The organism is Streptomyces sp. NPDC052687 (genome assembly GCF_040678395.1).
GTDB lineage: Bacteria > Actinomycetota > Actinomycetes > Streptomycetales > Streptomycetaceae > Streptomyces.
In genome coordinates this window covers 86,013-110,114 of the sequence record NZ_JBFATR010000010.1, presented here as the reverse complement: position 1 = coordinate 110,114, position 24,102 = coordinate 86,013, and the positions used below count along the sequence as shown (strand labels likewise).

Here is a 24,102-nt window from a genome sequence, read left to right as displayed (position 1 = left end):
TTTGGTGGCGCGATGGACAACCGTCCGTCGCGCCACCGGCTTGTCCGCATACGTTCGTCCCGCTGCGAGCCGCCGGCCGACGGCGGCTCCCCAAACGGGAGATCGGGGGTGCACTCGTGCGCATCGGACTGCTGACCGAGGGTGGCTATCCGTATGTGAGCGGTGATGCCAGGATCTGGTGCGACCGGCTGGTGCGCGGACTCGGGCAGCACGAGTTCGACGTGTACGCGCTCAGCCGCAGCGAACGCCAGGAGGACGAGGGCTGGGTCCCGCTCCCGTCCCAGGTCGCCCGGGTGCGGACGGCACCGCTGTGGACGGTGGAGGACGACGGGGTCGTTCACGGCCGACGCGCGCGCCGGCGCTTCTCGGAGGCGTACGGCGAGCTGGCCGTCGCGCTGTGCGCCGGTTCCGCGGAGACGGTGGGGCTGACGCAGGACGCCTCCGCCGTTGAGGCGGACCGTTTCGCCAATGCTCTGTACGGGCTCGCCGAGCTGGCCCGCGAGGAGGGCGGACTGGCCCGCGCGCTCCGCTCGGAGACCGCCGTCCGCGCGCTGGAGCGCGCCTGTCGCGCGCCCGGCGCACCCCGCGCGGCGCGAGCGGCGCGCGTACCGGATCTGCTTGCCGTCGCCGCACACCTCGAACGCGCCCTGCGCCCCCTCTCGCTCGACTGGTACGAGGACGACGGGCTCGGCTCGGTCGACCTCTGCCACGCCGCCTCCGGCGGTGCCGCCGCCCTGCCCGGACTCCTCGCCCGGCACTTCCACGGCGTACCGCTGCTCGTGACCGAGTACGGCGTGCGGCTGCGGAGCCACTACCTGGACGCCGGCCACCACACCCCGGCCGTGCGCGCCCTGGCCGCCGCCTTCCACGGCCGGCTCGCCGCCGAGATCTACCGGCGGGCCGAACGCATCACACCCGGCAACGCGCACGCCCGCCGCTGGCAGGAACGCTGCGGCGCCGACCGGGCCAAGCTGCGCACCGTCTACCCCGGCATGGACGCCGCCCCCTTCGCCGAGGTGGGCGAGGCACCGGAGGCCGCCGGCCCCGGCACGCTGGTCTGGGTGGGCCGGATAGAACCGGCCAAGGACCTCGTCTCGCTGCTGCACGCCTTCGCCGAGGTGCGCAGGGAGGAGCCGAAGACCCGGCTGAGGATCATCGGCGCGGCCGCCGGAGCCGAGGGCGCCGCCTATCTCGCCCACTGCCGGGCGCTCGCCGCGCAGCTCTTCCCCGACGAGGCCGACGGGCCGCACGCCGTCGGCGACAACCCCGTCTCCTTCGAGGAGATCGGTGACCCGGAGGTCCCGACGCGCGCCGAGGCGTACGCCTCCGGCGCGGTGGTCGTGCTGTCCAGCGTCGTCGAGGGCTTCCCGGTCGGCCTCGTGGAGGCCATGTTCTGCGCCCGCGCGACCGTCTCCACCGACGTCGGCGCGGTGGTGGAAGTCATCGGCGGCACGGGGCTCGTGGTGCCGCCGCGCAACCCCAGGGCGCTCGCGGAGGCGTGCGTGGCGCTGCTGCGCGACCCCGAGCGCCGTGCGCGCCTCGGGGCCGCGGCGCGCGCCCGGGCGCTCGAACTCTTCACCGTCGAGCAGAACATCGCCGCCTTCCACGGCATCTACCTGGAGATCGTCGCGCAGTGCCCGGTCCGCCGGATCGTCGTCGACGACAGCGGGGAGCCCCTGCCGTTCGCCGTGCCCGCGGAGGCGCGGGTGGCGGGGAGATGGACGACCGGGGTGGTGGCGCGGGAAGCGGGAGCGAGGGCTGGGGTTGGGGCCGGGGCCGGGGCGGGACCCGGGTTGGGAGCTGGGTCGGGAGCGGGAGCCGGGGCGGGGGCGGGTTCCGGGGCAGAGGCGCGGGGTGTGGGGACGCAGGGCGCGGGGGCGCAGGGCGCCAGGGCGCGCGGCGTGGGGGCGCGTGGGCCCCGGTGGGCGAGGGAGTGGGCGCCGGTGCGGGGCGCGGTGGCGGCCGTATCTGGCGTGCCCGCGGTGTCGGCCGTATCTGCGGTGTCTGCCGTGTCTTCGGTGTCGCAGTCGTCGGTGGTCGCGGGTGGGGCGGCCGTGCCTGGCGTGGAGGTGGGCCGATGAGGGACGTCGACCTGAACCGGCCCGGGACGCCCGAGAGCCCCGGAGCGTGGGACGCCCGTTCGGAGCAGTGGCTGGCGGTGGGGGGCGTGGAGGCGGACCGGCCGGCGGATGGCGCCGGTGACGCGCCCGTCGGTCCGCGCCCTGGTGCTGCGTCCGGTTCCGCTGTCTACGGGGGTGTGGCCGCGGACGGCCGTCCGGGCCGCGCGGGTGGCCGTGAGCCCGCCGTACCTCCCCGCCGCGGGCCCGCCGACCCCGTCAAGGCTCTGATGCACCGTCACCGGGAGCTGTGCGAGCGGGCCGTGGACCCGCTGGAGATCGCGGCCGGTCTGGAAGCGCACGGCATCACCGACCGGACCGCCGCCCGGTTCCGCCACCGGGACGTCTTCTCCCTCGCCGAGGAGATGTTCGCGCGCGTCCCGCGCGCCGCCGACGCGCCGGCAAAGCGCCCGGTCGCGGCCGACCCGCCACGGGGGCGCGCGGAGTGGATCGTCCGCAGCCTGCTGCCCGGTGCCGCGGGCGTCGCCACCCTCGCCGGGCTGCGCCTCACCGACGGGCAGGTGCGCCTCGTCGTGGCCGCCGTGGGCGTGGCGGCCCTCGCGCTCGCCGTACGCGCCGCCCTGACCCGGGGACCGCTGAGCGCGCACCGTACCCGCCCGGCGTCCCCACCCCCGGCCACCGGCCCGCGCGTGTGGACCTGCTGGCTCCTCGCCTACGCCGTCTTAGGCGACGGCCTGCTGACCGCCGCCGCCACCGGTGGCCCCGACAGCCCGCCCACCGGCACCCCGGACTCCTCCTGGCCGGTCGACACGGCCGTCCTGCCGGCCCTCGCCCTCTCCTGCGCCCCCGCCGCCTGGAGCGCGCACCTGCTGACGGCCGGCGCGCGCCGCAGACTCACGGCCAGCCGTGGCCTGGAGGAGTTCGCCACCGCCGTACGGCCGCTGCTGCTCGGCGCGTTCGCGCTGTACCTGACGGCCCTGGCCACGCTCCACGCCCTCACGGCCGCCGTCCTGGAGGAGCCCGCCGACCACGCCCGGACCCTCACCCTTGGCGCCCTGCTGCTGCTCGCCCGCCTCCTCATCGTGCACGGCTTCCGCCACGCTCCGGCGCTGGTCCTGGGCGTCGCGGCGGCGGCCGAGGCGCTGGCCGTCGCCGCGCTGTTCGCCGCCCGCCTGCCGGGCTGCGGATTCCTCGCGCTGCCCGTGCGCGGCCTCCTGGACGGCTGGGGCGCGGACAGTGTCCCGGTCCTCGTCTGCGGCGCCGGTGCTCTCACCTTGCTGATCCACGCGGGCCGCAGGCTCACCCGCGCCTCGGCGCACGCCGTGGCGCAGGCGCCGGCGCCTGCTCCGGTCGTACGGGACGACCGATGCTGACCGCTGTCGACGCCGACGCCGTAGCCATGGCCGCCGCCTCCGCCGCCTCGGCCGCCTCGGCCGCCTCCGCCTCGGCCGCCTCCGCCTCGGCCGCCTCCGCCTCGGCCGTCCCGCGTCCGGCGCCGCACCGGCCACGCGGCCGTGCCGCCACCCCGAACCATCCATCCGCCGCCCCGGCGCCCGGCCAGGCCGCCGCAGGCAACCGCACCACCCCCTCGAAGGAGAACACCAGATGACCACCTCCCGACCCGGACACCCCGGAGCGCCCGGAGCCACCGGCGCGTTCGGCGTTCCCTCAGGAGCGAGCGGACCTGCCGTAGCCGGCGGAGCCGCCACAGCCGGCGGACCTGCCGTGACCGGCGGAGTCGCCGTGACCCGCCGTGTCACCGTGACCCGTGGTGTGACCGTGACCCGCGGTGTCACAGTGACCGGCGGAGTCGCCATGACCGGCGAAGTCGCCGTGACCCGCCGTGTCACCGTGACCGCCGGAGCCGTCACAGGCGGCGGCGGAGTCGCCGTAGCGCACGGCGGACCCGGCGGCGCCCCGAGGCCGTCGGCGGCAGCCGGAACCCTCGCCTCCGCCACGCTCACCCGGGGAGGCGCCCGATGAGGGTCCTGCTGATCGGAGCCAACGGCTACATCGGCCGCTTCGTCGCCGACCGCCTGCTCGCCGACCCGGCCGTGCAGCTCACCGCCCTCGGCCGCGGTGACGACGCCGACGTCCGCTTCGACCTCGCGTCCGGCAGCCCCGGCGCGCTCACCCGCTTCCTCGACGCGGTCCACCCCGGCGTCGTGATCAACTGCGCGGGAGCCACCCGGGGCGGAGCGCGGGAACTCACCCGGCACAACACCGTCGCCGTCGCCACCGTCTGCGAGGCGCTGCGGCGCAGCGGCTGCGGGGCCCGCCTGGTGCAGATCGGCTGTTCCGCCGAGTACGGCCCCAGCCAGCCCGGCTCCTCCACCGCGGAGGACGCCGTTCCGCGCCCCGGCGGCCCGTACGGCGTCAGCAAGCTCGCCGCCACCGAACTCGTCCTCGGCTCCGGCCTGGACGCGGTCGTCCTGCGCGTCTTCTCGCCCGCCGGGCCCGGCACCCCCGCCGGATCACCGCTCGGCCGCCTCGCCGAGGCCATGCGCCGGGCGATGCAGACCGGCGACGGCGACCTCAAACTCGGCGGCCTGGGCGTCCAGCGGGACTTCGTCGACGTACGGGACGTCGCCCGCGCGGTGCACGCCGCCTCGCTCTCCGCCGCGCAGGGCATCATCAACATCGGCTCCGGCCGTGCCGTACGGCTGCGCGACGCCGCCGCGACGCTCGCGCGCGTGGCAGGCTACGGCGGCGCCCTGCACGAACTGGACGGCCCGCCCGGCCCGCACCGCCCGTCCATCGGGCACCCGCGCCCCGAAGTCCTCGGCCACCACCGCGGCGAGCTCCTCGCCCACCACCGGGGCGAAGCCCTGGGCCACCACCGCGGCGACGCCGACCACCCGCCGCACACCGCCCCGGTCGCCTACCCCTACCCGGACGGCTGCGGCAGCTGGCAGCAGGCGGACGTCCGCACCGCCCGCGACCGGCTCGGCTGGCGGCCCCGCATCAACCTCGAGGAGTCCCTGGCCGACATCTGGATGGAGGCGGCATGCCGCATCTGACCAGCCGGCCGGTCCCCGCCGCGGGCACCGGCGTCCGCACCGGGCTCGGCGCGCCCGGCTACGCCCACCCGCTGCTCGCCCCGACCGAGTGGGGCGAGCTGACCCGCCCGGGTACGCCCGTGCAGTGGGCGGTCCTGAACGTCGCCCAGGGGCTGGGCACCCGCCCCGACCCGCACTGCCTCCAGGCGGCCGTCCACCTGCGCGCGGCGGGCGTCCGCGTCCTCGGCCACCTGGACCTGACCTACGGCGCCCGCTGGTTCGGGGAGGTGATCTCCGACGCGCACCGCTACCTCGACTGGTACCGGGTCGACGGCTTCCTGCTGGACCGCTGTCCGTCCGACCGCGTCTCGCTGCCCGAGACACGCCGTATCGCCACCACGCTCCGCGCGCTGCGTGACGATGCCCACATCGTCCTGGGCCACGGCACCCACCCGTACCCCGGCTACGCCGACACCGCCGACCAGCTGGTCACCTTCAACGGTCCCTGGAGCGACTACCGCTGGTCGCAGGCGGCGGAGTGGACCGCCGACCATCCGCCCGAACGGTTCTGTCACTTGGTGCACGGCGTTCCCCGAGGTCACCTGGACGAAGCGCTGCGCGTGGCCCGCTGGCAGGGCGCGGCGACGATCTGGTTCACCGACCGCACGGGCGCGGGCGGCCGCACCGACCCCTGGGAGGCCCTGCCCGGCTACTGGGACGATATCGTCTCGCGTATCGGAACAGGTGTCTCGGAATGAAAAAGGCCGTGGCAGTGTTACGGGTGAACAACCGTACTGATTGACCGACCAACGGAGTCCCCGTGTCGCTGCCACCCCTGGTCGAGCCGGCTGCCGAGCTCACCGTAGACGAGGTCCGCAGGTACTCCCGCCACCTGATCATCCCCGACGTGGGGATGGACGGGCAGAAGCGGCTGAAGAACGCGAAGGTGCTCTGTGTGGGCGCCGGCGGCCTGGGCTCGCCGGCCCTGATGTACCTGGCCGCGGCGGGCGTGGGCACGCTCGGCATCGTGGAGTTCGACGAGGTCGACGAGTCGAACCTGCAGCGCCAGATCATCCACAGCCAGGCCGACATCGGCCGCTCCAAGGCCGAGTCCGCGCGGGACAGCGTCCTGGGGATCAACCCGTACGTGAACGTGGTCCTTCACGAGGAGCGGCTCGAGGCCGACAACGTGATGGACATCTTCAGCCAGTACGACCTGATCGTCGACGGCACGGACAACTTCGCGACCCGTTACCTGGTCAACGACGCCTGCGTGCTACTGAACAAGCCGTACGTCTGGGGCTCGATCTACCGCTTCGACGGCCAGGCCTCCGTCTTCTGGTCCGAGCACGGTCCCTGCTACCGCTGCCTCTACCCGGAGCCCCCGCCCCCCGGCATGGTCCCCTCCTGCGCCGAGGGCGGCGTGCTGGGCGTGCTGTGCGCGTCCATCGGCTCCATCCAGGTCACCGAGGCGATCAAGGTCCTCACCGGCACCGGTGAGCCGCTGGTCGGCCGGCTGATGATCTACGACGCCCTGGAGATGCAGTACCGCCAGGTCAAGGTCCGCAAGGACCCCGACTGCGCGGTCTGCGGCGAGAACCCCACGGTCACCGAACTCATCGACTACGAGGCCTTCTGCGGCGTCGTCTCCGAGGAGGCCCAGGCGGCGGCCGCCGACTCGACGATCACTCCCAAACAGCTGAAGGAGTGGATCGACGACGGCGAGAACATCGAGATCATCGACGTCCGCGAGGTCAACGAGTACGAGATCGTCTCGATCCCCGGCGCCCGCCTGATCCCGAAGAACGAGTTCCTCATGGGCACCGCCCTGGAGACCCTCCCCCAGGACAAGAAGATCGTCTTGCACTGCAAGACGGGTGTCCGCAGTGCGGAAGTCCTCGCGGTCCTCAAGTCCGCCGGCTTCGCGGACGCCGTCCACGTCGGCGGCGGCGTCATCGGCTGGGTCAACCAGATCGAACCGCACAAGCCGGTCTACTGAGCACCCTGCCGGTCGATCAGCACGACTGAAGAGGCCCACGGCTCTGACCGGTTCAGATGCCGTGGGTCTCCGTCGTCGCCAGGTGGCGCCGGGGACCCGGCACGGCCTGCGGAAGGCCCGGCCCGACCTGTCATCCTGGCACTGTGACGATGACGTGGGCCGACTTCTGGGCGCTGATAGACATGTTGAATGGCGAGGCGACCGAAGCCGGCTGCCGACGCCTCGCCGAAGAGCTGAGCCGACGCCCGGTGGAAGACATCTTCGGCTTCGCCGAACGCCACGCCGAAGCGCTTTACCGGCTGGACCAGGAGAAGTTCGGCACGCTCCCGGTCGCTGACCTGACGTGCCGAGACGGAAGCCCGTTCCCGCAGTCGGCCGATCAGTTCCTCTACACACGCTGCGCTGTGGTCGCGGCAGGCCGAACCGTCTGGGAAAGCGTCTTCTTCGACGTCGACAAGTTCGCTCCGTTCACGTCTACCCAGTACGACGCTGAGTGGCTGCTCTACGTGCCGGATCAGGCATACGAGCTGGCCACCGGCAAGGAGTGGGATCGCTCGACTCGCTACTGCTTCGAGACCTTCTCCAACAAGGACGGCTGGCCGCACCTGCAGAGCTGAGCCTGGGGCAGGCGAGCGGGAGGCGGTTACGACGCCGGTGGGCGATTCGAGCTCACTTTCTGCTGCCGGTGGTGGTGACCGAAGCCCTCCTCGGGCTCATGGCGCGGGCCGTCGGTAGGCGGCTGGTGCTTCGCGCGCCGGCGGCGGTTCGTGTCGCGGTGCCGCCGCTGATGGTGATGATGGCGACGGCATGGTTGGCATGGTGGTTCTTCGCGACCCGCGGCACCCTGGACGGCTGTCCCGGAGACTCGGGCCTCTGCCCCGCGAGCAACGCCCCGCCACAGTGGCCCGAGTGGATCCCCGTCTGATGTCAGTCGCAGACCTTGCCGTCCTTCGGGACCGTGCCGTCCAGCAGGTAGGCGTTCACCGTCGAGTCGACGCAGGAGCTGCCGCTGCCGTAGGCGCCGTGGCCGTCGCCGTTCCAGGTGAGGACCACGCCTACGCCCTTGCCCAGTTCGTCGGCCATCCGGCGGGCACCCTCGACCGGGGTCGCCGGGTCGCCGGTGTTGCCGACCGTGAGGATGGGGGCCGCGCCGGGGGCACTCACGTCCGGGGTGTCGTGCAGGCCGGGCACCGGCCAGTCGTGGCACCAGCCCGCGGTGTCCCAGCCCAGGAAGGCGCCGAACACGGGGGAGATCTTCTCGAACTCGGGCAGCAGCGCCTTGGTCTGTTCGGCGGTGGGCCGCTGCCGGTCGTCGAGGCACGATATGACCCGCTGCGAGTGGGTCGTCGTGCCGTAGCGGCCGGATGTGTCGCGCTCGTTGTAGCCGTCGGCGAGGGCCAGCAGCTCCGAGCCGTCGCCCTCCTCGGCGGCCTTCAGGGCGCTGGTCAGCGTGGGCCAGCTGTCCTTGCCGTACAGCGGGAGCACGATGCCGGTCAGGGCGAGGGTTTGGGTGAGCTCGCGGCCGGGGGTGGAGGTGGGCAGCGGCTCGGCGTCGATGCGCTTCAGCAGGTCCGCGATCTCGCGCGTGCCCTGCTCGGGGTCCCGGCCCGTCGACTTCAGATAGTCGTCGAGCGCGCGCTGGAAACCGAGGGTCTGGTTCTTGGCGTGCCCGATCGTGTCGGCGCTCGGGTCGACGACCGCGTCCAGCACCATCCGGCCGACGTTCTTCGGGAACAGGTGGGCGTAGACGCCGCCCAGTTCGGTGCCGTAGGAGATGCCGAAGTAGTGCAGCTTGTCGTCGCCGAGGGCCTGGCGCATCAGGTCCATGTCGCGGGCCGTGTCGGTGGTGGACACGTGCTTGAGCAGCTTGCCGGCGGCCTGCCGGCAGCCGCGGCCGAAGTCCGCCGCGTCCTTGAGGTACGTCTTCTCCTCGGCCGGGGTGTCCGGGGTGGCGTCCACCTTCGCCTCGGCGGCCTGGATCTCCTGGTCGTCGCGGCAGCGCACGCCCTCGCTGGCCGCCACCCCGCGCGGGTCGAAGCTGACCAGGTCGTACCGCTCGCGCAGCGACGAGACGGCGGAGGCGTACGACGGCATCATCGACACACCCGAGCCGCCGGGACCGCCGAAGTTGAACAGCAGGGAGCCGATGCGGTCGTCGCCGGTCGCCTTGGCGCGGATCAGCGCTATCCCGATCGTCTCGCCGTCGGGCTTCGACCAGTCCAGCGGCGCCCGGAGCGTCGCGCACTGCCACTCGCTGCCGGGGGCGGGAGCGTCCGCGGTGGCCTCGCAGCGGCCCCAGTCGAGCTTCTGCGAGGCCGACGACGAGCCCGACGACCGCTCCCCGCCGTCCCCGGACCGGCCGTCACCGGCCGAGTCGCAGCCCGACACCAGCAGCGCGGCCGCGGCACCCAGCGCCGCCCACCGTACGAATCGCGCCATGGACACATCCCCCCTCGCAGGCCTCCGCGTCCGTTCCGCGGATGGCTGTCACGCCATGGTAGGCGTAACCCGCCGAGCCTGTCCGAGCCTGTGGATAACCTTCTGACCTGCGCTTTCCCGGCAAGCTCGCGTGGTTAGGAGCAGACGGTGCCGGCCCTCGGCAGCCTTCCGTCCAGCAGATAGCCGTGCACGGCGTCCTGCACGCACCTGTTCTTGCTGTCGTACGCGCCGTGCCCCTGGCCCTTGTACGTCAGCTCCACACCGACCTCCTCGCCCAGCGCCCGCACCATCCTGCGCGCGCCCTCGTACGGGGTGGCCGGGTCGCCGGTGTTGCCGATGACCAGGATCGGCGCCGCTCCCGGCGCGCTCACGTCGGGATGGTCGGCGGCGCCCGGCACCGGCCAGTCGGTGCAGCCGAGCATGCCCCAGGCGAGGTACTCCCCGAACAGCGGCGAGGCGGCCCGGAACGCGGGCAGCCGGCGCTCCACGTGCGCGACGTCGTACCGCGGCTTGTCGTCGGCGCAGGTGATGGCCGTGTTGGCCGCGACGAGGTTGCTGTACTCGCCGTTGGTCCTGCGTCCGTTCAACGTGTCGGACAGCAGCATCAGGATCTGCCCGTTGCCGTCGTAGGCCTGGTCCAGGCCCTCCGTCAGGTAGTCCCAGAACTCCTGCGAGTACAGGGCCTGCGCGATGCCGCCGGTCGCGGCGGTCTGGGTCAGTTCGCGCGGGAAGACGCCGGGGATGGGCTTGCTGTCGAGGTCCGTCAGCAGCCTGGCGATGCGGTCCTCGACGTCCTGCGCGCTGTCCCCGATCGGGCACTCCTCCGTCTTCGACACACAGTTCTCGGCGAAGTTGCCGAGCGCGCGCTGGAAGCCCTTGGCCTGTCCGAGCGAGCCCTGCTCGGGCGTCTGGGTCGGGTCCACCACGGCGTCGAAGACGGCGCGGCCGACGTTCCTGGGGAACAGGTGGGCGTAGACGCCGCCCAGTTCGGTGCCGTAGGAGATGCCGAAGTAGTGCAGTTTGTCGTCGCCGAGGACCTGGCGCATCAGGTCCATGTCGCGGGCCGCGTCGGCGGTGAGCACATGCGGCAGCATCGTCGCGGAGTTCTTCTCGCAGGCCGCGTTGAAGTCCTCGACGTCCTCCAGCAGTTCCGTGCGCTCGGCCGCGTCGTCGGGGGTCGCGTCCTGCTGGAAGTACGCGTCGAGCCGCTGGTCGCTGAAACACCGCACGGGCGCGCTGCGCCCCACTCCGCGCGGGTCGAAGCTGACCAGGTCGTAGCGGGTGCGCAGCTTCTCGTAGTCGTTGCCGAAGGCGGGCAGCGCGGCGACGCCGGAGCCGCCCGGGCCGCCGAAGTTGAAGATCAGGGAGCCGATGCGCCGGCCGGTGCCGGTGGCCTCCGCGCGGATCAGCGCCAGCTCGATCGTGTCGCCCTGGGGGTCGTCCCAGTCGCGGGGCGCCTTCATGGTGGCGCACTGCCACTCCCCGCCGTTGGGCAGCGGCGACGGGGAGTTCCCGCCGCCCTGCGCCTGCGACGGCGCCGGGCAGTCCTCCCAGCTGAGCTTCTGCCGCGTCAGGTCCTCGTCCTCGGCGCCGTCGTCGCCGCATCCCGCCAGCAGCGACGTCAGCAGCAGGGCGGAGGCGGTCACGGCGGCGGCGCGCAGCGGGGAGGGGTTCGGCATGCCCCCATCCTGCGGCGGCACCGGACTGGGCGCGCGGGGCACGAGCCGTACGAGGTACGCGTGCGTGGGGGCCGCGTACGCCGAGGGGACCGCGTACGCACGCCAGGCTACGCACGCGTACGCACGCGTGCTCCGGCGGGCTAGAGGGCGCCCTTGCGGGTGAGGTGGTTGAAGGCGATCCAGCCCGGCAGCACCGGCAGCCACAGCGTGAGCATCCGGAACAGCAGGACGGACGGGGCGGCGACCTCGCTGGGCAGGCCGACGGCGATCAGACCGACCGTCAGGGTCACGTCGACCGCGCCGACACCACCCGGCGTGGGCGCCGCGGACCCCAGCGCGTTGCCCGCGAGGAACACGACGGCCACGCTCGCGAGGCTGATGGAGGTCGTCTCGTTGCCGAAGGCCCGGATGGACGCGTCCAGGCACATCACGAAGCAGGCCGTGAGCAGCAGCATGCCGCCGATGCCGGTGAGCAGCTTCTGGGGCCGCTGCAGCACGTCCAGCATGCGCGGCACGACGCCCGCGAACAGCGACCTCACGCGCGTGACGACGAACTTCCGCAGGAACGGCACCGAGGTCACCACGAGCACCAACACCGCCACCGTGAGCAGACCCGCGATGACCGTCCGGGACGGCGACAGCGAGGGCGTCTTCTCGGTACCGGTCAGATAGCCGAAGGACAGCAGCATGAGGATGTGGCAGCCGAGGCCGAACAGCTGCGAGGCGCCGACACTGGCCACCGCCAGGACCGGACGTACGCCCGCGCGCTGGAGGAACCGCGTGTTCAGGGCCACGCCGCCGACCGCGGCCGGTGCCACGATCTTCACGAAGGACCCGGCGACCTGGGCCGCCACGGTCCGCAGGAACGGCACCCGCTCCGGCACGAACCCCAGCAGGCTCATCGCCGCGGCCACATAGCTCAGCGCCGAGAACAGCACCGCCGCCGCCACCCAGCCCCACTCGGCGTTGGCGACGAGCGGACCGAACTCGATGTGCGTGAGCTGCGTCAGCAGGAAGTACGCGGCGATGGCGCCGGCGATGAAACTGATCAGCGTGCGCGGCCGGATCCGCTCCAGGCGGGCGGGCTCGACGGGCGCCTGCGGCCTGATCCGAAGCACCTCGTGGCGGATCTGGGTGAGCAGATCCTCCTCGCGCGCCTCCTCCAGCGCCTCGTCGATGGCCCGCTTCTCGGCCCGCGCCTGCGCGCGTACGGCCTTCTTGCCCGGCTTCTCCGGGGCCGCCGGGACCTCCTCGCCGTCGGCGGCCTCCGCGCGGGCGGTTTTTGCCAGCCGGGACGCCTCCAGGACCGCCTCGCGCTCCCGTTCGGCCCGCTCCCGGGCCAGCCGGCGCAGGGTCGCCCGCGTGGAGCGGGTCAGCGCGATGGGCTGGAGCATCGGGAGGCAGTCCGCCACCGCGTCGGGCCCGAGCACGCCGACCGCCGAGGCCACCGCGCGCTCGGCGCCCACCCGCAGCGCGAGCGTCGTCATCAGCTGGGCGACGTCCATGCGCAGCAGCAGATCACCGGCCGCGATCTCGCCGCCGCGCAGATCCGTGAGGATCACCCTGCTGGAACGATCCACCAGGATGGCGTCCCCGGCGAGCCTGCGGTGCGCGATCCGCCGCGACTGCAGGGCGCGCACCTGGTGCCAGGTGTTGCGCAGCAGCTCGTCCGTGATCTCCTCGTCGGCCAGCGAGTCCAGGGTGCGCCCGCCGGTGTGCTCGTAGACGAGCATCACGGCGTCCGGTCCCAGCTCGGAGGTCGCGATCAGCTTCGGGGCGTTGGCGCCGGCCGCGATGGCCGCGTAGGCGAGCAGCGCCTCCTGCTCCAGGGCCTGGCGCAGCGACTGGAGGCTGCGGCGGGTGGCGAAGCCGCGCAGGGTCAGATTGCGCCACACCCGGTAGAAGAAGCCCTGGGCCTGCTGCTCGCGGTCGACGACCGTGACGTCGAGGGGCGGGCCGTCCTCCAGGGTGACGAAGTAGCGCCGGCCGCGGTCGCCGCTGTCGGGGGTGTCCCCGGTGTCCTCGCGGGCCGCGCTCACCGGGCGGAACCCGACGGTCCGCAGGCCCGCCATCAGGGTCCGCCCGGTGGGCCGGACGTTGGGCGAGCCGACCGCGTACAGCGTGCCGTAGGCCACGGTCCAGCCGATCAGCACCGTCAGGATGATCGAGAACGGTGTCGTGTAACCCGTGACCAGCATCGAGAACGCGTCGAGGAGCAGCACGATCCACAGCACCGCGCGCCAGCGTGGCCTGCGGGACATGCCGACGGCCGTCATGTACGCGATGACGGGCGCGAGGTAGCCGTGCACCGGGTCGGTGAGGGCGCTGAGGTCGCCGGGGGAGGGCTGGGTCAGGGCCTCCTGGATGGAGTCCGGGGCGGCACGGGCGACCCAGAGGTCGGTGGCGAGGGTCACACCGTGGGCGAGGACGGCCGCGAGCACGCCGTCGGCGATCCGCAGCCCGTCCCGTTTGATCAGCCGTTCGATCGCGAAGGCGACCGGCACGAGGAGGATCGCGATGCTGGAGGCCAGTCCCGCGATCTTGATGAGCAGGTCGGGGGCCTGGCCGGTGCCCTTGGTGATGTCCTGTTCGAGGCCCGAGGTGGTGCCGTGCGCGAACGCGGCGATGGCGAGCAGCACGATGACCGCGAGCACGCCCACCAGGAACCGCATCAGATCCGAGGGGCGGTGCACGCGCGCGGGGAGGAGCGGTTCGTCGCCTTCGACGGCGTCGGTCGGGGCGTCGGGGTCGGCGGGGGCGTGGGGGTCGGTCGGGGCGTCGCGGCCGGTGCCGCCGGTGTTGCCGCCGGACGCGTCCGCAGGTGTGGCTCCACGCGGGACGTGCTCGCCCGCTTGCGGATCCTGATCGCCCGCTGCCGCCGGGTCCTCGCGCGGTTCCTGTCCGGCCTCGGCCTCGGCCTGCGCCTCGGCCGCCTGTGGCGCCCCGCCCTCACCCGGCTCCTGGGCACCCTCGCCGGCCGTGTCGGCGGTGTCCGGGCGCGACGACGCATCAGAGGTGCTGTCCGCGTCCTCCGGGTGCACACCCTGCTGCTTCATCGTCTCTTCTTGGTCTCGTATCACCAGTCACCGCCCGCACGATGGTGGCATGCTCCACCGACACACGCGGGCATCAGGGTGCACATGCGGGGGCGCACAGTCTGCCCGAAGCACCGCTCGGGGCGAGGGTCACGCATGGTCACGAGCGCGTCACATTGTCGGTGGCATGCGGCAGGATGGGACGAATGAGTGAGGAGAGCCTTCCCGAGGTCGCCCGCGTGGAGTACTCCGACGCCCTGCCGGAATACGCCGAGCGGGTCCTCGACGTCGCGGAGATGATCCCGCCGGGGCGTGTCATGACCTACGGCGACGTCGCCGAGTGGCTGGAGGAGGGCGGTCCGCGTCAGGTCGGCCGGGTGATGGCGCTCTACGGCGGTGCCGTGCCCTGGTGGCGGGTCGTCCGCGCGGACGGCGTCCTGCTCCCCGGCCACGAACAGGAGGCCATGGCCCGGTACCGCGCGGAGGGCACGCCCGTGAAGGAGGCGAGCCGGGCCGCCGAGGACCACCTGCCACGGGTCGACATGCGACGGGCGCGGTGGGACGGCGGCGAACGCGCGAAGGGTCACACCTGACAGCTTCCGCCATCGGCGAAGGCCGTGGGTGACGCGTGATCCGTACGGGGGAGGCTGGGCACTCCCGTGACATGACGTACGTTCGAGAGGAAAGGGACGTACGGTTCCACTGAGCCGGGAGGGAACAACCGGAAGCCCTGCTTCCGGCTCAGGTGTCGGCGTAGCGTCGGCTCCGCGCGTCCCCCTCATCTCCCGGCCACCGCCGTCCCCGCACGGCGATCGGCACACCAGCACACCCACCAGGACCGGCGAACCACGTGAGCTCCTCTTTCTCCACCAGGCGCCTGTCGCACCCCGCGGTGCGACAGGGGAACCGTGGCGCTTACCGGCTCGTCCGTACCCCTCCGGCCCGACCGGATCCCCCTGATCTGGACGCCGCACAGCGCTCCGTGGTTGACCACCGGTCCGGTCCGCTGCTCGTCCTCGCCGGGCCGGGCACCGGCAAGACGACCACGCTGGTCGAGTCGGTGGCCGCGCGGATCGCCCGCGGAGCCGACCCCGAACGCATCCTCGTGCTCACCTTCAGCCGCAAGGCGGCCGTCGACCTGCGCGACCGCATGGCCCTGCGCATGGGCGCCGCCCGCGCGCCCCGGGCGACCACCTTCCACTCGTTCGGCTACGCGCTGGTCCGCGCCCACCAGGACAGCGACCTGTTCGTCGAGCCGCTGCGGCTGCTGTCCGGTCCCGAGCAGGACGTCGCCGTCCGGGAGCTGCTCGCCGGCCAGCGCGAACTGGAGCGGAGCGGTCTGGCCCACGTGCGCTGGCCGGACGAGCTGCGCGCCTGCCTGACCACCCGCGGCTTCGCCGACGAGGTCCGCGCGGTCCTCGCCCGCACCCGCGAGCTGGGCCTCGGCCCGGACGCCCTCGACGCCTTCGCCCGGAGCATCGGCCGCCCGGACTGGCGCGCGGCGGCCGCCTTCCTCGCCGAATACCTCGACGTGCTCGACCTGCACGGGGTCATCGACTACGCCGAACTCGTCCACCGCGCGGTGCTGCTCGCCCAGCGCCCCGAGGTGGCCACATGGCTCGCCGGGCAGTACGACGCGGTGTACGTGGACGAGTACCAGGACACCGACCCGGCGCAGGTACGGCTGCTGCACGCCCTCGCCGGCGGTGGGCGCACCCTCGTCGCGTTCGGCGACCCCGACCAGTCGATCTACGCCTTCCGCGGCGCCGACGTGAACGGCATCCTCGACTTCCCGCACACCTTCCCGCGCGCCGACGGCCGCCCCGCCCCCGTCCAGGTCCTGCGCACCTCCCGCCGCTCCGGCGCGACGCTGCTGGCCGCGACCCGGCTGCTCACCCAGCGCATGCCGCTGACCCGGCTCCCGGCCGAGAAGGTGCGCGCCCACCGGGAGCTGACCCCGGTGCGCGACGGCGGGCGCGTGGAGGTGTACACCTACCCGACGCCCGGCACCGAGCTGGACAACATCGCCGACATCCTGCGCCGCGCCCACCTGGAGGACGGCGTCCCCTGGCGCGACATGGCCGTCCTCGTGCGCGCGGGCTCCCGGACCATCCCGGCGGTCCGCCGCGCCCTCACCGCTGCGGGCGTCCCGCTCGACATCGACGGCGACGACCTGCCGCTGCGGCACGAGCCGGCGGTGGCGCCCCTGCTGACCGCGCTGCGGGCGGTGGCGACGGCGGAGGCGGGGACCGCGGCCGCGTCCGAGGAGGCCGGCTCGGAGCGGAGCACTCCCGAGGAGACCGGCGCGCAGAACAGCGGCGCGCAGAACAGCGGCTCGCAGCACACCGATCGTCAGGACATCGACCGGCAGGACTCCGATCCGCAGGACGTCGACCCGGCCGACACCGACCAGCAGGTCCTCGACCAGCAGGTCCTCAACCAGCATTCCCTCGACCAGCAGGCCCTCGACCCGGCCGACACAGACCGGCAGGGCTCCGACCCGCAGGGCACCAACCCGCAGGATCTCGACCCGGCCGACGCGGACTCGCAGGGCACCGCCCCGGCGCAACCCGCCCCGACGCAGACCGCCCCAACGGACACCACCCCGGACGCCCCCGACCCCTGCTGGCTCGACACTGAGACTGCCCTCACCCTCCTTGCCTCCCCCCTCGCCGGCATGGACGCCGCCGACCTGCGGCGCCTGGGGCGTGCCCTGCGCGAGGAGGAGCGCGCCGCGGGCAACCCCGTACCGCCGCCGTCGGACGTACTGCTCGCCCGGGCGCTCGCCGAACCGGAGCGCCTGGTCGCGCACGACCCGGCGTACGCGCGCGGAGCCCAGCGCCTCGGCGCGTTGTTGCGCACGGCGCGCGAGCGCCTGGCGCGTGGCGGTACGGCCGAGGAGGCGCTGTGGGACCTCTGGTCGGGCACGCCCTGGCCCGCGCGGCTGGAGCGCGCCGCCCGGCGCGGCGGCGCGGCCGGCCGCAACGCCGACCGGGACCTGGACGCCGTGTGCGCGCTGTTCGCGACGGCCGCCCGCGCGGAGGAGCGCACCGGCGGGCGGGGCGCCCTTAACTTCCTGGAGCAGCTCGAGGCCGAGGACATCGCCGCGGACACCCTCACGCGGCGCGCCCTGCGCCCCGACGCGGTGCGTCTGATGACCGCGCACCGCGCGAAGGGCCTGGAATGGCGGCTCGTGGTCGTGGCCGGTGTCCAGGAGGGCCTGTGGCCGGACCTGCGCCGCCGTGGCTCCCTCCTGGAGGCCGACCGCATCGGCCGCGACGGACTCGCCGAACCACTCACCCCCGGCGCCCTGCTCGCCGAGGAGCGCCGCCTGTTCTACGTGGCCGCCACGCGCGCGCGGGACCGGCTCGTCGTCACCGCGGTCAAGGCCCCCGCGGACGACGGCGACCAGCCCTCCCGTTTCCTCACCGAACTCGGCGTCGAACCCAAGGACGTCACCGGCCGCCCGCGCCGCCCCCTGTCGGTCGCCGCGCTCGTCGCCGAGCTGCGCGCGACGGTCGTCGACCCGCGTGTGTCGGACGCGCTGCGGGAGGCCGCCGCGCGCCGGCTGGCCCGGCTCGCCGCGCTCGCCGACGAGGACGGCCGGCCCCTGGTGCCCGCCGCCCACCCCTACCGCTGGTGGGGCATGTTCGAGCCGACCGAGAGCAAGGTGCCGCTGCGCCACCGCGACCAGCCCCTCGTGCTGTCCGGCAGCGCACTCGACCAGCTCGCCAACACCTGCTCCCTCCAGTGGTTCCTCAGCCGCGAGGTGAAGGCCGACGCGCCCGCCACCGCCGCCCAGGGCTTCGGCAACGTGGTGCACGTGCTCGCCGACGAGGTCGCCTCCGGACGCACTCCGGCCGACCTCGACGTGCTCATGGAACGCCTCGACTCCGTGTGGGACGCGCTGGCCTTCGACGCGCCGTGGAAGTCGGCGCAGGAGAAGGAGCACGCGCGCGTGGCGCTCGAACGGTTCCTGAAGTGGCACGTCATGGACCGCACCGGGCGCACCCCGGTGGCCAGCGAGCACGACTTCGACGTCACCCTGGAGGCGGGCGACTACGAAGTCCGCATCCGCGGTCAGATGGACCGCGTGGAGGCGGACGGCGAGGGCCGCGCGTACGTCGTCGACTTCAAGACCGGCAAGCAGGCGCCCAGCGCCGCCGAGGTGGCCCGCCACCCGCAGCTCGCCGTCTACCAGCTCGCCGTCCGCGAGGGCGCCGTGGACGACCTCTTCGACGGGATACGCCCCGAGCCGGGCGGGGCCGAACTGGTCCACCTGCGGCAGGGTGCCGCCAAGCGGGACGGCGGGGAGACGCTGCCCAAGGTCCAGGCGCAGGAAGCCCTGGAGGGGGCGGCGGGGGAGTGGGTCGGCGAGCTGCTGGCCACGGCCGCCGGCAAGGTCCTCGACGAGCGGTTCACCCCGACCACTGGCCAGCACTGCACGCACTGCGCCTTCCGGGCCTCGTGCAGCGCCCGCCCCGAGGGCCGCCACGTCGTGGAGTGACCGACCCAGGGTGTGACGCGTGGCACCACAGCGTCTGACCTGCGCTTCTCCCGCCGCGGATGGTGACTGGGGCATCCGCTGTCAGTGGCCGCCGCTAGCCTCTCTGAGGTGCCCGCACGAATCACCGACCCCGAGCAGCTCAAGGAGCTCCTCGGCATCCCGTTCACCCCGGAGCAGACGGCCTGCATCACCGCGCCGCCCGCCCCGCAGGTGATCGTGGCCGGAGCGGGCTCCGGCAAGACCACCGTGATGGCGGCCCGCGTGGTGTGGCTGGTCGGCACCGGCCAGGTCGCACCCGAACAAGTGCTCGGCCTGACCTTCACCAACAAGGCCGCCGGCGAGCTGGCCGAGCGCGTCCGCAAGGCTCTGATCAAGGCGGGCGTCACCGACCCCGACGTCATCGACCCGGACAACCCGCCGGGCGAGCCGGTCATCTCCACGTACCACGCCTTCGCCGGCCGCCTGCTGACCGACCACGGCCTGCGCATCGGCCTGGAGCCGTCCTCCCGCCTGCTCGCCGACGCCACCCGCTACCAGCTGGCCGCGCGGGTGCTGCGCGAAGCCCCCGGGCCCTACCCCGCGCTGACCCGCTCCTTCGCCGACCTGGTCAGCGACCTGCTCACCCTCGACTCGGAGCTGGCCGAACACCTCGTAGACCCCGAGGACCTGCGCGCGTGGGACGCCGGCCTGCTGCGCACCCTGGAGGGCGCCAAGCTCACCAACGCCGACCTGCGCAAGGTCCCCGAGACCGCCGCCGCGCGCCGCGAACTGGCCGACCTGGTGGTGCGCTACCGGGCCGCCAAACGCGAGCGGGACCTGCTCGACTTCGGCGACCAGATCGCCCTCGCCGCCCGCCTCGCCCAGCTGCCCGAGGTGGGCCGCATCCTGCGGGACGAGTTCCGCGTGGTGCTCCTCGACGAGTACCAGGACACCTCGGTCGCCCAGCGCGTCCTCCTCGCCGGCCTCTTCGGCGGCGGCACGGGCCACCCGGTGACCGCCGTCGGTGACCCCTGCCAGGCGATCTACGGCTGGCGCGGCGCCTCCGTCGCCAACCTCGACGACTTCCCGCAGCACTTCGCCCACGCGGACGGCCGCCCCGCCACCCGCCAGGCGCTCAGCGAGAACCGCCGCAGCGGCGGCCGGCTCCTCGACCTCGCCAACGGCCTCGCCGAGCCGCTGCGCGCCATGCACGCGGGTGTGGAGGCCCTGCGCCCGGCCCCCGGCGCCGAACGCGACGGCCTGGTCCGCTGCGCGCTGCTGCGCACCCACGCGGAGGAGATCGACTGGATCGCCGACTCGATCGCCCACCTCCTGAACACCGGCAAGGCGCCGGGCGAGATCGCCGTCCTGTGCCGTACGGCCACCGACTTCGCCGAGATCCAGGCCGCCCTCGTCGCGCGGGACATTCCCGTCGAGGTGGTCGGCCTCTCCGGGCTGCTGCACCTGCCCGAGGTCGCCGACCTGGTCGCCGTCTGCGAGGTTCTCCAGGACCCGGGCGCCAACGCCGCCCTCGTCCGGCTGCTCACCGGCCCCCGCTGGCGCATCGGCCCGCGCGACCTCGCCCTGCTCGGCCGGCGCGCCCGGCAACTCGTCGCGCACGCGCGCGTGGACACCGGCGACGACCCCGACCGGCGGCTCGCCGAGGCCGTCGAGGGCGTCGACCCGGCCGAGGTGATCTCCCTCGCCGACGCCCTCGACACCTTCCTGGAGACCCCGCTGGAGGGCGGCGGGGACGACGACGGACTGCCCTTCTCACCGGACGCGCGGGTGCGCTTCGCCCGCCTCGCCGCCGAACTGCGCGACCTGCGCCGCTCGCTCGCCGACCCGCTCATGGACGTCCTCCACCGCGTCCTCGCGGTCACCGGCCTGGAGGTCGAGCTGTCCGCGTCCCCGCACGCGCTGGCCGCCCGCCGCCGCGAGACCCTGTCGAACTTCCTGGACATCGCCGCGTCGTTCGCCGCCCACGAGAGCCAGGCCAGTCTGCTGGCCTTCCTGGGCTTCCTGCGCACCGCCGCCCAGTACGAGAAGGGCCTCGACAACGCCCTGCCCGGCGGCGAGAACACCGTCAAGGTGCTCACCGCGCACAAGTCCAAGGGCCTGGAATGGGACGTCGTCGCCGTCCCCGGTCTGGTCACCGGCACCTTCCCGAGCGCCCAGGGCCGGGAGAAGTGGACCGCGCAGGCCAAGGTGCTGCCGCACGAGCTGCGCGGCGACGCCGACACCCTGCCCGACATCGAAGCGTGGGACTCGCGCGGCATGAAGGCCTTCCACGAGGCGATGAAGGAGCACCAGCACACCGAGGAACTGCGCCTCGGATACGTCACCTTCACCCGCCCCCGCTCCCTGCTCCTCGGTTCCGGCCACTGGTGGGGCCCCACCCAGAAGAAGCCCCGCGGCCCGTCCGACTTCCTCCTCGCCCTCCACGACCACTGCGCCGCCGGTCACGGCGAGATCGAGGTCTGGGCGGACAAGCCCGCCGAGGACGAGGAGAACCCGGCCCTGCACCAGGCCACCGCCGACCAGGTCTGGCCGCTGCCCCTGGACGGCACGGCCCTGGCCCGCCGCCGCGCGGCCGCCGACACGGTCCTCGCCCACCTCGACGCCCTCGCCACCGCCGCCGACGCCGGCCACCCGGCGGCCGCACACGACCCCGACACCTACGAGGACCCGGAGTGGCCCGCGCCCCCGGAGGAGGACGACTTCCCGCACGACGAGCCCTCGTACGAGGAGATTCCGGACGACGAAATCCCGTTCGAAGCGGGGCCGTACGCCGACGACCCCTTCGCCGACGATCCGTACGCCGACGACGCCTACGCCGACGATCCCTACGCGGGCGAAAACGCCCTCCCCGAGGAGCACGCCCCCGCTGACGAGCCGCCCGTCGGCGAACCTCCCGCCTCCGTCCCCGCCCAGGACCCGGCCGGCTGGGACTCCCGCACCGGCCACCGCCCGACCGTCCCCCACCAGGCAACGGCCTCCCGCGCGGACACCGCCTCCCGCGCGGACACCGCTTCCCGCGCGGACACCGCTTCCCGCGCGGACACCGCCTCCCGCGCGGACACCGCTCCCCGCGCGGACATGGCCCCCCACTCGGACACCGCCCCCCGCGCGGACACCCCCGAGGAACGCCGCCTCACCCCGGAGGAGGCCCGCGTCGTCGCCTCCTGGGACCGCGACCTCGACGCCCTCGCCGGAGAACTGCTGCGCGCGCGGGAGAGCGTGACGGAGGTCCCCCTGCCCGCGTCCCTCACGGCGACCCAGCTGCTGTGGCTGGCCGACGACCCGGACGGCTTCGCGCGGGAGCTGGCCCGCCCCATGCCCCGCCCGCCGCAGCCCGCCGCCCGCCGCGGCACCCGCTTCCACGCGTGGGTCGAGGCCCGTTTCGAGGCCCTGACCCTGCCCATGCTGGAGCCCGAGGAGCTGCCCGGCAGCGAGGCCGAGATCGCCGACGAACGCGACCTGGAAGCGCTGAAGGACGCCTTCGAACGCACCGAGTACGCCCACCGCACGCCGTACCGCGTGGAGGCCCCCTTCCAGATCACCATCGCCGGCCGGGTCGTACGCGGCCGTATCGACGCCGTCTACCGGGAGGGCGACGGCGAGGACGCCACGTACGAGATCGTCGACTGGAAGACCGGCCGTGACCAGAGCGCCGACCCCCTCCAGCTCGCCCTGTACCGGCTCGCCTGGGCCGAGCAGCAGCGCATCCCGCCGGAGCGGGTCACGGCCGCGTTCGTGTACGTACGCAGCGGCGATGTCGTCCGACCCGGGGACCTGCCCGGCCGGGAGGCGCTGGAGCGGCTGCTGCGCGAGGAGCCGAGCGGTGACGAACAGCACGACCGGGCTGTCGGTGCGGGCCGATAGGCTCGTGACCATGAGCCAGACCCCGGACAGCGCCGTCCGCGCGTACATCGACCAGCACCGTGCCGCCTTCCTCGACGACCTCGCGGAGTGGCTGCGCATACCGTCGGTGTCCGCCCAGCCGCACCACGCGGCGGACGTGCGGCGCAGCGCCGACTGGCTCGCCGGCAAGCTCAAGGAGACCGGCTTCCCGACCGCCGAGGTCTGGCAGACGCCGGGCGCCCCCGCCGTCTACGCGGAGTGGCCGTCCGACGATCCGGCGGCGCCGACGGTCCTGGTCTACGGCCACCACGACGTGCAGCCCGCCGCGCGGGAGGACGGCTGGGACAGCGAGCCCTTCGAGCCCGTCATCCGCGAGAACCGGCTCTACGCGCGCGGGGCGGCCGACGACAAGGGCCAGGTGTTCTTCCACACCCTCGGCGTGCGCGCCCACCTCGCGGCGACCGGCCGCACCGTCCCGGCCGTCCACCTGAAGCTGCTGATCGAAGGCGAGGAGGAGTCCGGCTCCCCGCACTTCCGGGCCCTCGTCGAGGAGCACGCCGCCCGGCTCGCCGCGGACGCCGTGATCGTCTCCGACACCGGCATGTGGTCCGAGGACACCCCCACGGTCTGCACCGGCATGCGCGGCCTCGCCGAGTGCGAGATCCGGCTCTACGGCCCCGACCAGGACATCCACTCCGGCTCCTTCGGCGGCGCCGTGCCCAACCCCGCCACCGCCGTCGCCCGCCTGGTCGCCGCCCTCCACGACGAGCAGGGACGCGTGGCGATCCCCGGCTTCTACGACGGTGTGGTCGAACTCACCGACCGTGAGCGCGAGCTGTTCGCCGAGCTGCCCTTCGACGAGGCGCGCTGGCTGCGCACCGCCAAGTCGTACGCCGCCCAGGGCGAGGCCGGCTACACCACACTGGAACGCGTCTGGGCCCGCCCGACGGCCGAGGTCAACGGCATCGGCGGCGGCTACCAGGGTGCCGGCAGCAAGACGATCATCCCGTCCACGGCCATGGTGAAGCTCTCGTTCCGCCTGGTCGCGGGCCAGGACCTGGACCACGTCGAGCGGGTGGTCCGCGCGTGGGCCGCCGACCGGCTGCCCGCCGGCATCCGCCACGGGATCACCTTCTCCGCGGGCACCCGCCCGTGTCTGACCCCGCTGGACCACCCGGCCCTGCGGTCCGTCGCCCGCGCCATGGGTCGCGCGTTCGGCACCGAGGTCCGCTTCACCCGCGAGGGCGGCTCCGGACCGGCTGCCGACCTCCAGGACGTCCTCGGCGCACCCGTCCTCTTCCTGGGCATCTCCGTCCCGTCCGACGGCTGGCACGCCCCCAACGAGAAGGTGGAGCTGGATCTGCTCCTCAAGGGCGCCGAGACCGGCGCCTACCTGTGGGGCGATCTCGCGGCGACCTGGCGCCATGCCCCCTGAGCCCGCCGGCCGTCCGGGGCCCCGTACCGCGCGGGGCACACTGGAAGGGCCGCCCGTCTCACCGAGCCCGGCCGGCGCCGGTGGCCTT

General features: G+C 73.9%; 14 protein-coding genes. 11 read left to right on the top strand and 3 right to left on the bottom strand.

The features are described 5' to 3' along the window. Positions 1 to 116: 116 nt before the first annotated feature. The 7 genes from AB0K92_RS12455 to AB0K92_RS12425 all read left to right on the top strand — a co-directional run bounded on the left by AB0K92_RS12455 (position 117) and on the right by AB0K92_RS12425 (position 7,693). Positions 117 to 2,081 (top strand): DUF3492 domain-containing protein, encoded by a 1,965-nt coding sequence (locus tag AB0K92_RS12455; RefSeq protein ID WP_365921999.1) that lies wholly within the window; start codon positions 117 to 119, stop codon positions 2,079 to 2,081. Next, complete coding sequence (locus tag AB0K92_RS12450; protein WP_365921997.1) at positions 2,078 to 3,451, top strand: hypothetical protein; 1,374 nt, start codon at positions 2,078 to 2,080, stop codon at positions 3,449 to 3,451. The genes AB0K92_RS12455 and AB0K92_RS12450 overlap by 4 nt, the downstream gene beginning before the upstream one ends. Further along, entirely contained in the window at positions 3,445 to 3,687 is a 243-nt protein-coding gene (locus AB0K92_RS12445; RefSeq protein WP_365921995.1) for a hypothetical protein, read from the top strand. The genes AB0K92_RS12450 and AB0K92_RS12445 overlap by 7 nt, the downstream gene beginning before the upstream one ends. 370 nt (positions 3,688 to 4,057) lie before the next feature. After that, positions 4,058 to 5,098 carry an NAD-dependent epimerase/dehydratase family protein gene (locus AB0K92_RS12440; protein ID WP_365921993.1) on the top strand — a complete coding sequence of 347 codons (1,041 nt, stop codon included), beginning with the start codon at positions 4,058 to 4,060 and terminating at the stop codon, positions 5,096 to 5,098. Then, positions 5,086 to 5,835 (top strand): spherulation-specific family 4 protein, encoded by a 750-nt coding sequence (locus tag AB0K92_RS12435; protein ID WP_365921991.1) that lies wholly within the window; start codon positions 5,086 to 5,088, stop codon positions 5,833 to 5,835. The genes AB0K92_RS12440 and AB0K92_RS12435 overlap by 13 nt, the downstream gene beginning before the upstream one ends. Positions 5,836 to 5,897: 62 nt before the next feature. Then, positions 5,898 to 7,076 (top strand): adenylyltransferase/sulfurtransferase MoeZ, encoded by a 1,179-nt coding sequence (gene moeZ, locus AB0K92_RS12430; RefSeq protein WP_166002192.1) that lies wholly within the window; start codon positions 5,898 to 5,900, stop codon positions 7,074 to 7,076. Between the two features lie 149 nt (positions 7,077 to 7,225). Then, positions 7,226 to 7,693, top strand: coding sequence for a DUF4240 domain-containing protein (locus tag AB0K92_RS12425; protein ID WP_365922061.1), 468 nt, complete (start codon positions 7,226 to 7,228; stop codon positions 7,691 to 7,693). A 310-nt stretch (positions 7,694 to 8,003) separates the two neighbouring features. Here the strand turns inward: AB0K92_RS12425 and AB0K92_RS12420 are convergent, their stop codons facing one another. From AB0K92_RS12420 to AB0K92_RS12410, 3 genes are all read right to left on the bottom strand, one after another. After that, positions 8,004 to 9,515, bottom strand: coding sequence for an alpha/beta hydrolase (locus AB0K92_RS12420; RefSeq protein WP_365921989.1), 1,512 nt, complete (start codon positions 9,513 to 9,515; stop codon positions 8,004 to 8,006). Between the two features lie 134 nt (positions 9,516 to 9,649). Next, on the bottom strand, positions 9,650 to 11,194 hold the full coding sequence (locus AB0K92_RS12415) for an alpha/beta fold hydrolase (RefSeq protein WP_365921987.1): 1,545 nt from the start codon (positions 11,192 to 11,194) through the stop codon (positions 9,650 to 9,652). Positions 11,195 to 11,334: 140 nt separating this feature from the next. Then, positions 11,335 to 14,250, bottom strand: coding sequence for a lysylphosphatidylglycerol synthase domain-containing protein (locus AB0K92_RS12410; RefSeq protein WP_365921985.1), 2,916 nt, complete (start codon positions 14,248 to 14,250; stop codon positions 11,335 to 11,337). A 185-nt stretch (positions 14,251 to 14,435) separates the two neighbouring features. Here AB0K92_RS12410 and AB0K92_RS12405 point away from each other — a divergent pair, with 185 nt between their 5' ends. The 4 genes from AB0K92_RS12405 (at position 14,436) to AB0K92_RS12390 (ending at position 24,014) form a co-directional block, all read left to right on the top strand. Continuing rightward, complete coding sequence (locus tag AB0K92_RS12405) at positions 14,436 to 14,822, top strand: MGMT family protein (RefSeq protein ID WP_365921983.1); 387 nt, start codon at positions 14,436 to 14,438, stop codon at positions 14,820 to 14,822. Positions 14,823 to 15,079: 257 nt separating this feature from the next. Continuing rightward, the gene (locus AB0K92_RS12400) at positions 15,080 to 18,736 is read left to right on the top strand and encodes an ATP-dependent DNA helicase (RefSeq protein ID WP_365921981.1); all 3,657 of its coding nucleotides are present in this window, start codon (positions 15,080 to 15,082) and stop codon (positions 18,734 to 18,736) included. 108 nt (positions 18,737 to 18,844) lie between these two features. After that, positions 18,845 to 22,600: a UvrD-helicase domain-containing protein gene (locus tag AB0K92_RS12395; protein ID WP_365921979.1), complete on the top strand. Its 3,756-nt coding sequence runs from the start codon at positions 18,845 to 18,847 to the stop codon at positions 22,598 to 22,600. A gap of 10 nt (positions 22,601 to 22,610) precedes the next feature. Beyond that, positions 22,611 to 24,014 (top strand): dipeptidase, encoded by a 1,404-nt coding sequence (locus AB0K92_RS12390; RefSeq protein WP_365921977.1) that lies wholly within the window; start codon positions 22,611 to 22,613, stop codon positions 24,012 to 24,014. The last annotated feature ends 88 nt before the right edge of the window (positions 24,015 to 24,102 follow it).

What these genes read in the sequence shown, in the direction of transcription:
- AB0K92_RS12405 (WP_365921983.1), top strand. Translation starts at nt 14,436, where the DNA reads ATGAGTGAGGAGAGCCTTCCCGAGGTCGCCCGCGTGGAGTACTCCGAC.
- AB0K92_RS12425 (WP_365922061.1), top strand. Translation starts at nt 7,226, where the DNA reads ATGACGTGGGCCGACTTCTGGGCGCTGATAGACATGTTGAATGGCGAG.
- AB0K92_RS12410 (WP_365921985.1), bottom strand. Translation starts at nt 14,250, where the DNA reads ATGAAGCAGCAGGGTGTGCACCCGGAGGACGCGGACAGCACCTCTGAT.
- AB0K92_RS12420 (WP_365921989.1), bottom strand. Translation starts at nt 9,515, where the DNA reads ATGGCGCGATTCGTACGGTGGGCGGCGCTGGGTGCCGCGGCCGCGCTG.
- AB0K92_RS12415 (WP_365921987.1), bottom strand. Translation starts at nt 11,194, where the DNA reads ATGCCGAACCCCTCCCCGCTGCGCGCCGCCGCCGTGACCGCCTCCGCC.
- AB0K92_RS12440 (WP_365921993.1), top strand. Translation starts at nt 4,058, where the DNA reads ATGAGGGTCCTGCTGATCGGAGCCAACGGCTACATCGGCCGCTTCGTC.
- AB0K92_RS12390 (WP_365921977.1), top strand. Translation starts at nt 22,611, where the DNA reads ATGAGCCAGACCCCGGACAGCGCCGTCCGCGCGTACATCGACCAGCAC.
- AB0K92_RS12435 (WP_365921991.1), top strand. Translation starts at nt 5,086, where the DNA reads ATGCCGCATCTGACCAGCCGGCCGGTCCCCGCCGCGGGCACCGGCGTC.
- AB0K92_RS12450 (WP_365921997.1), top strand. Translation starts at nt 2,078, where the DNA reads ATGAGGGACGTCGACCTGAACCGGCCCGGGACGCCCGAGAGCCCCGGA.
- AB0K92_RS12445 (WP_365921995.1), top strand. Translation starts at nt 3,445, where the DNA reads ATGCTGACCGCTGTCGACGCCGACGCCGTAGCCATGGCCGCCGCCTCC.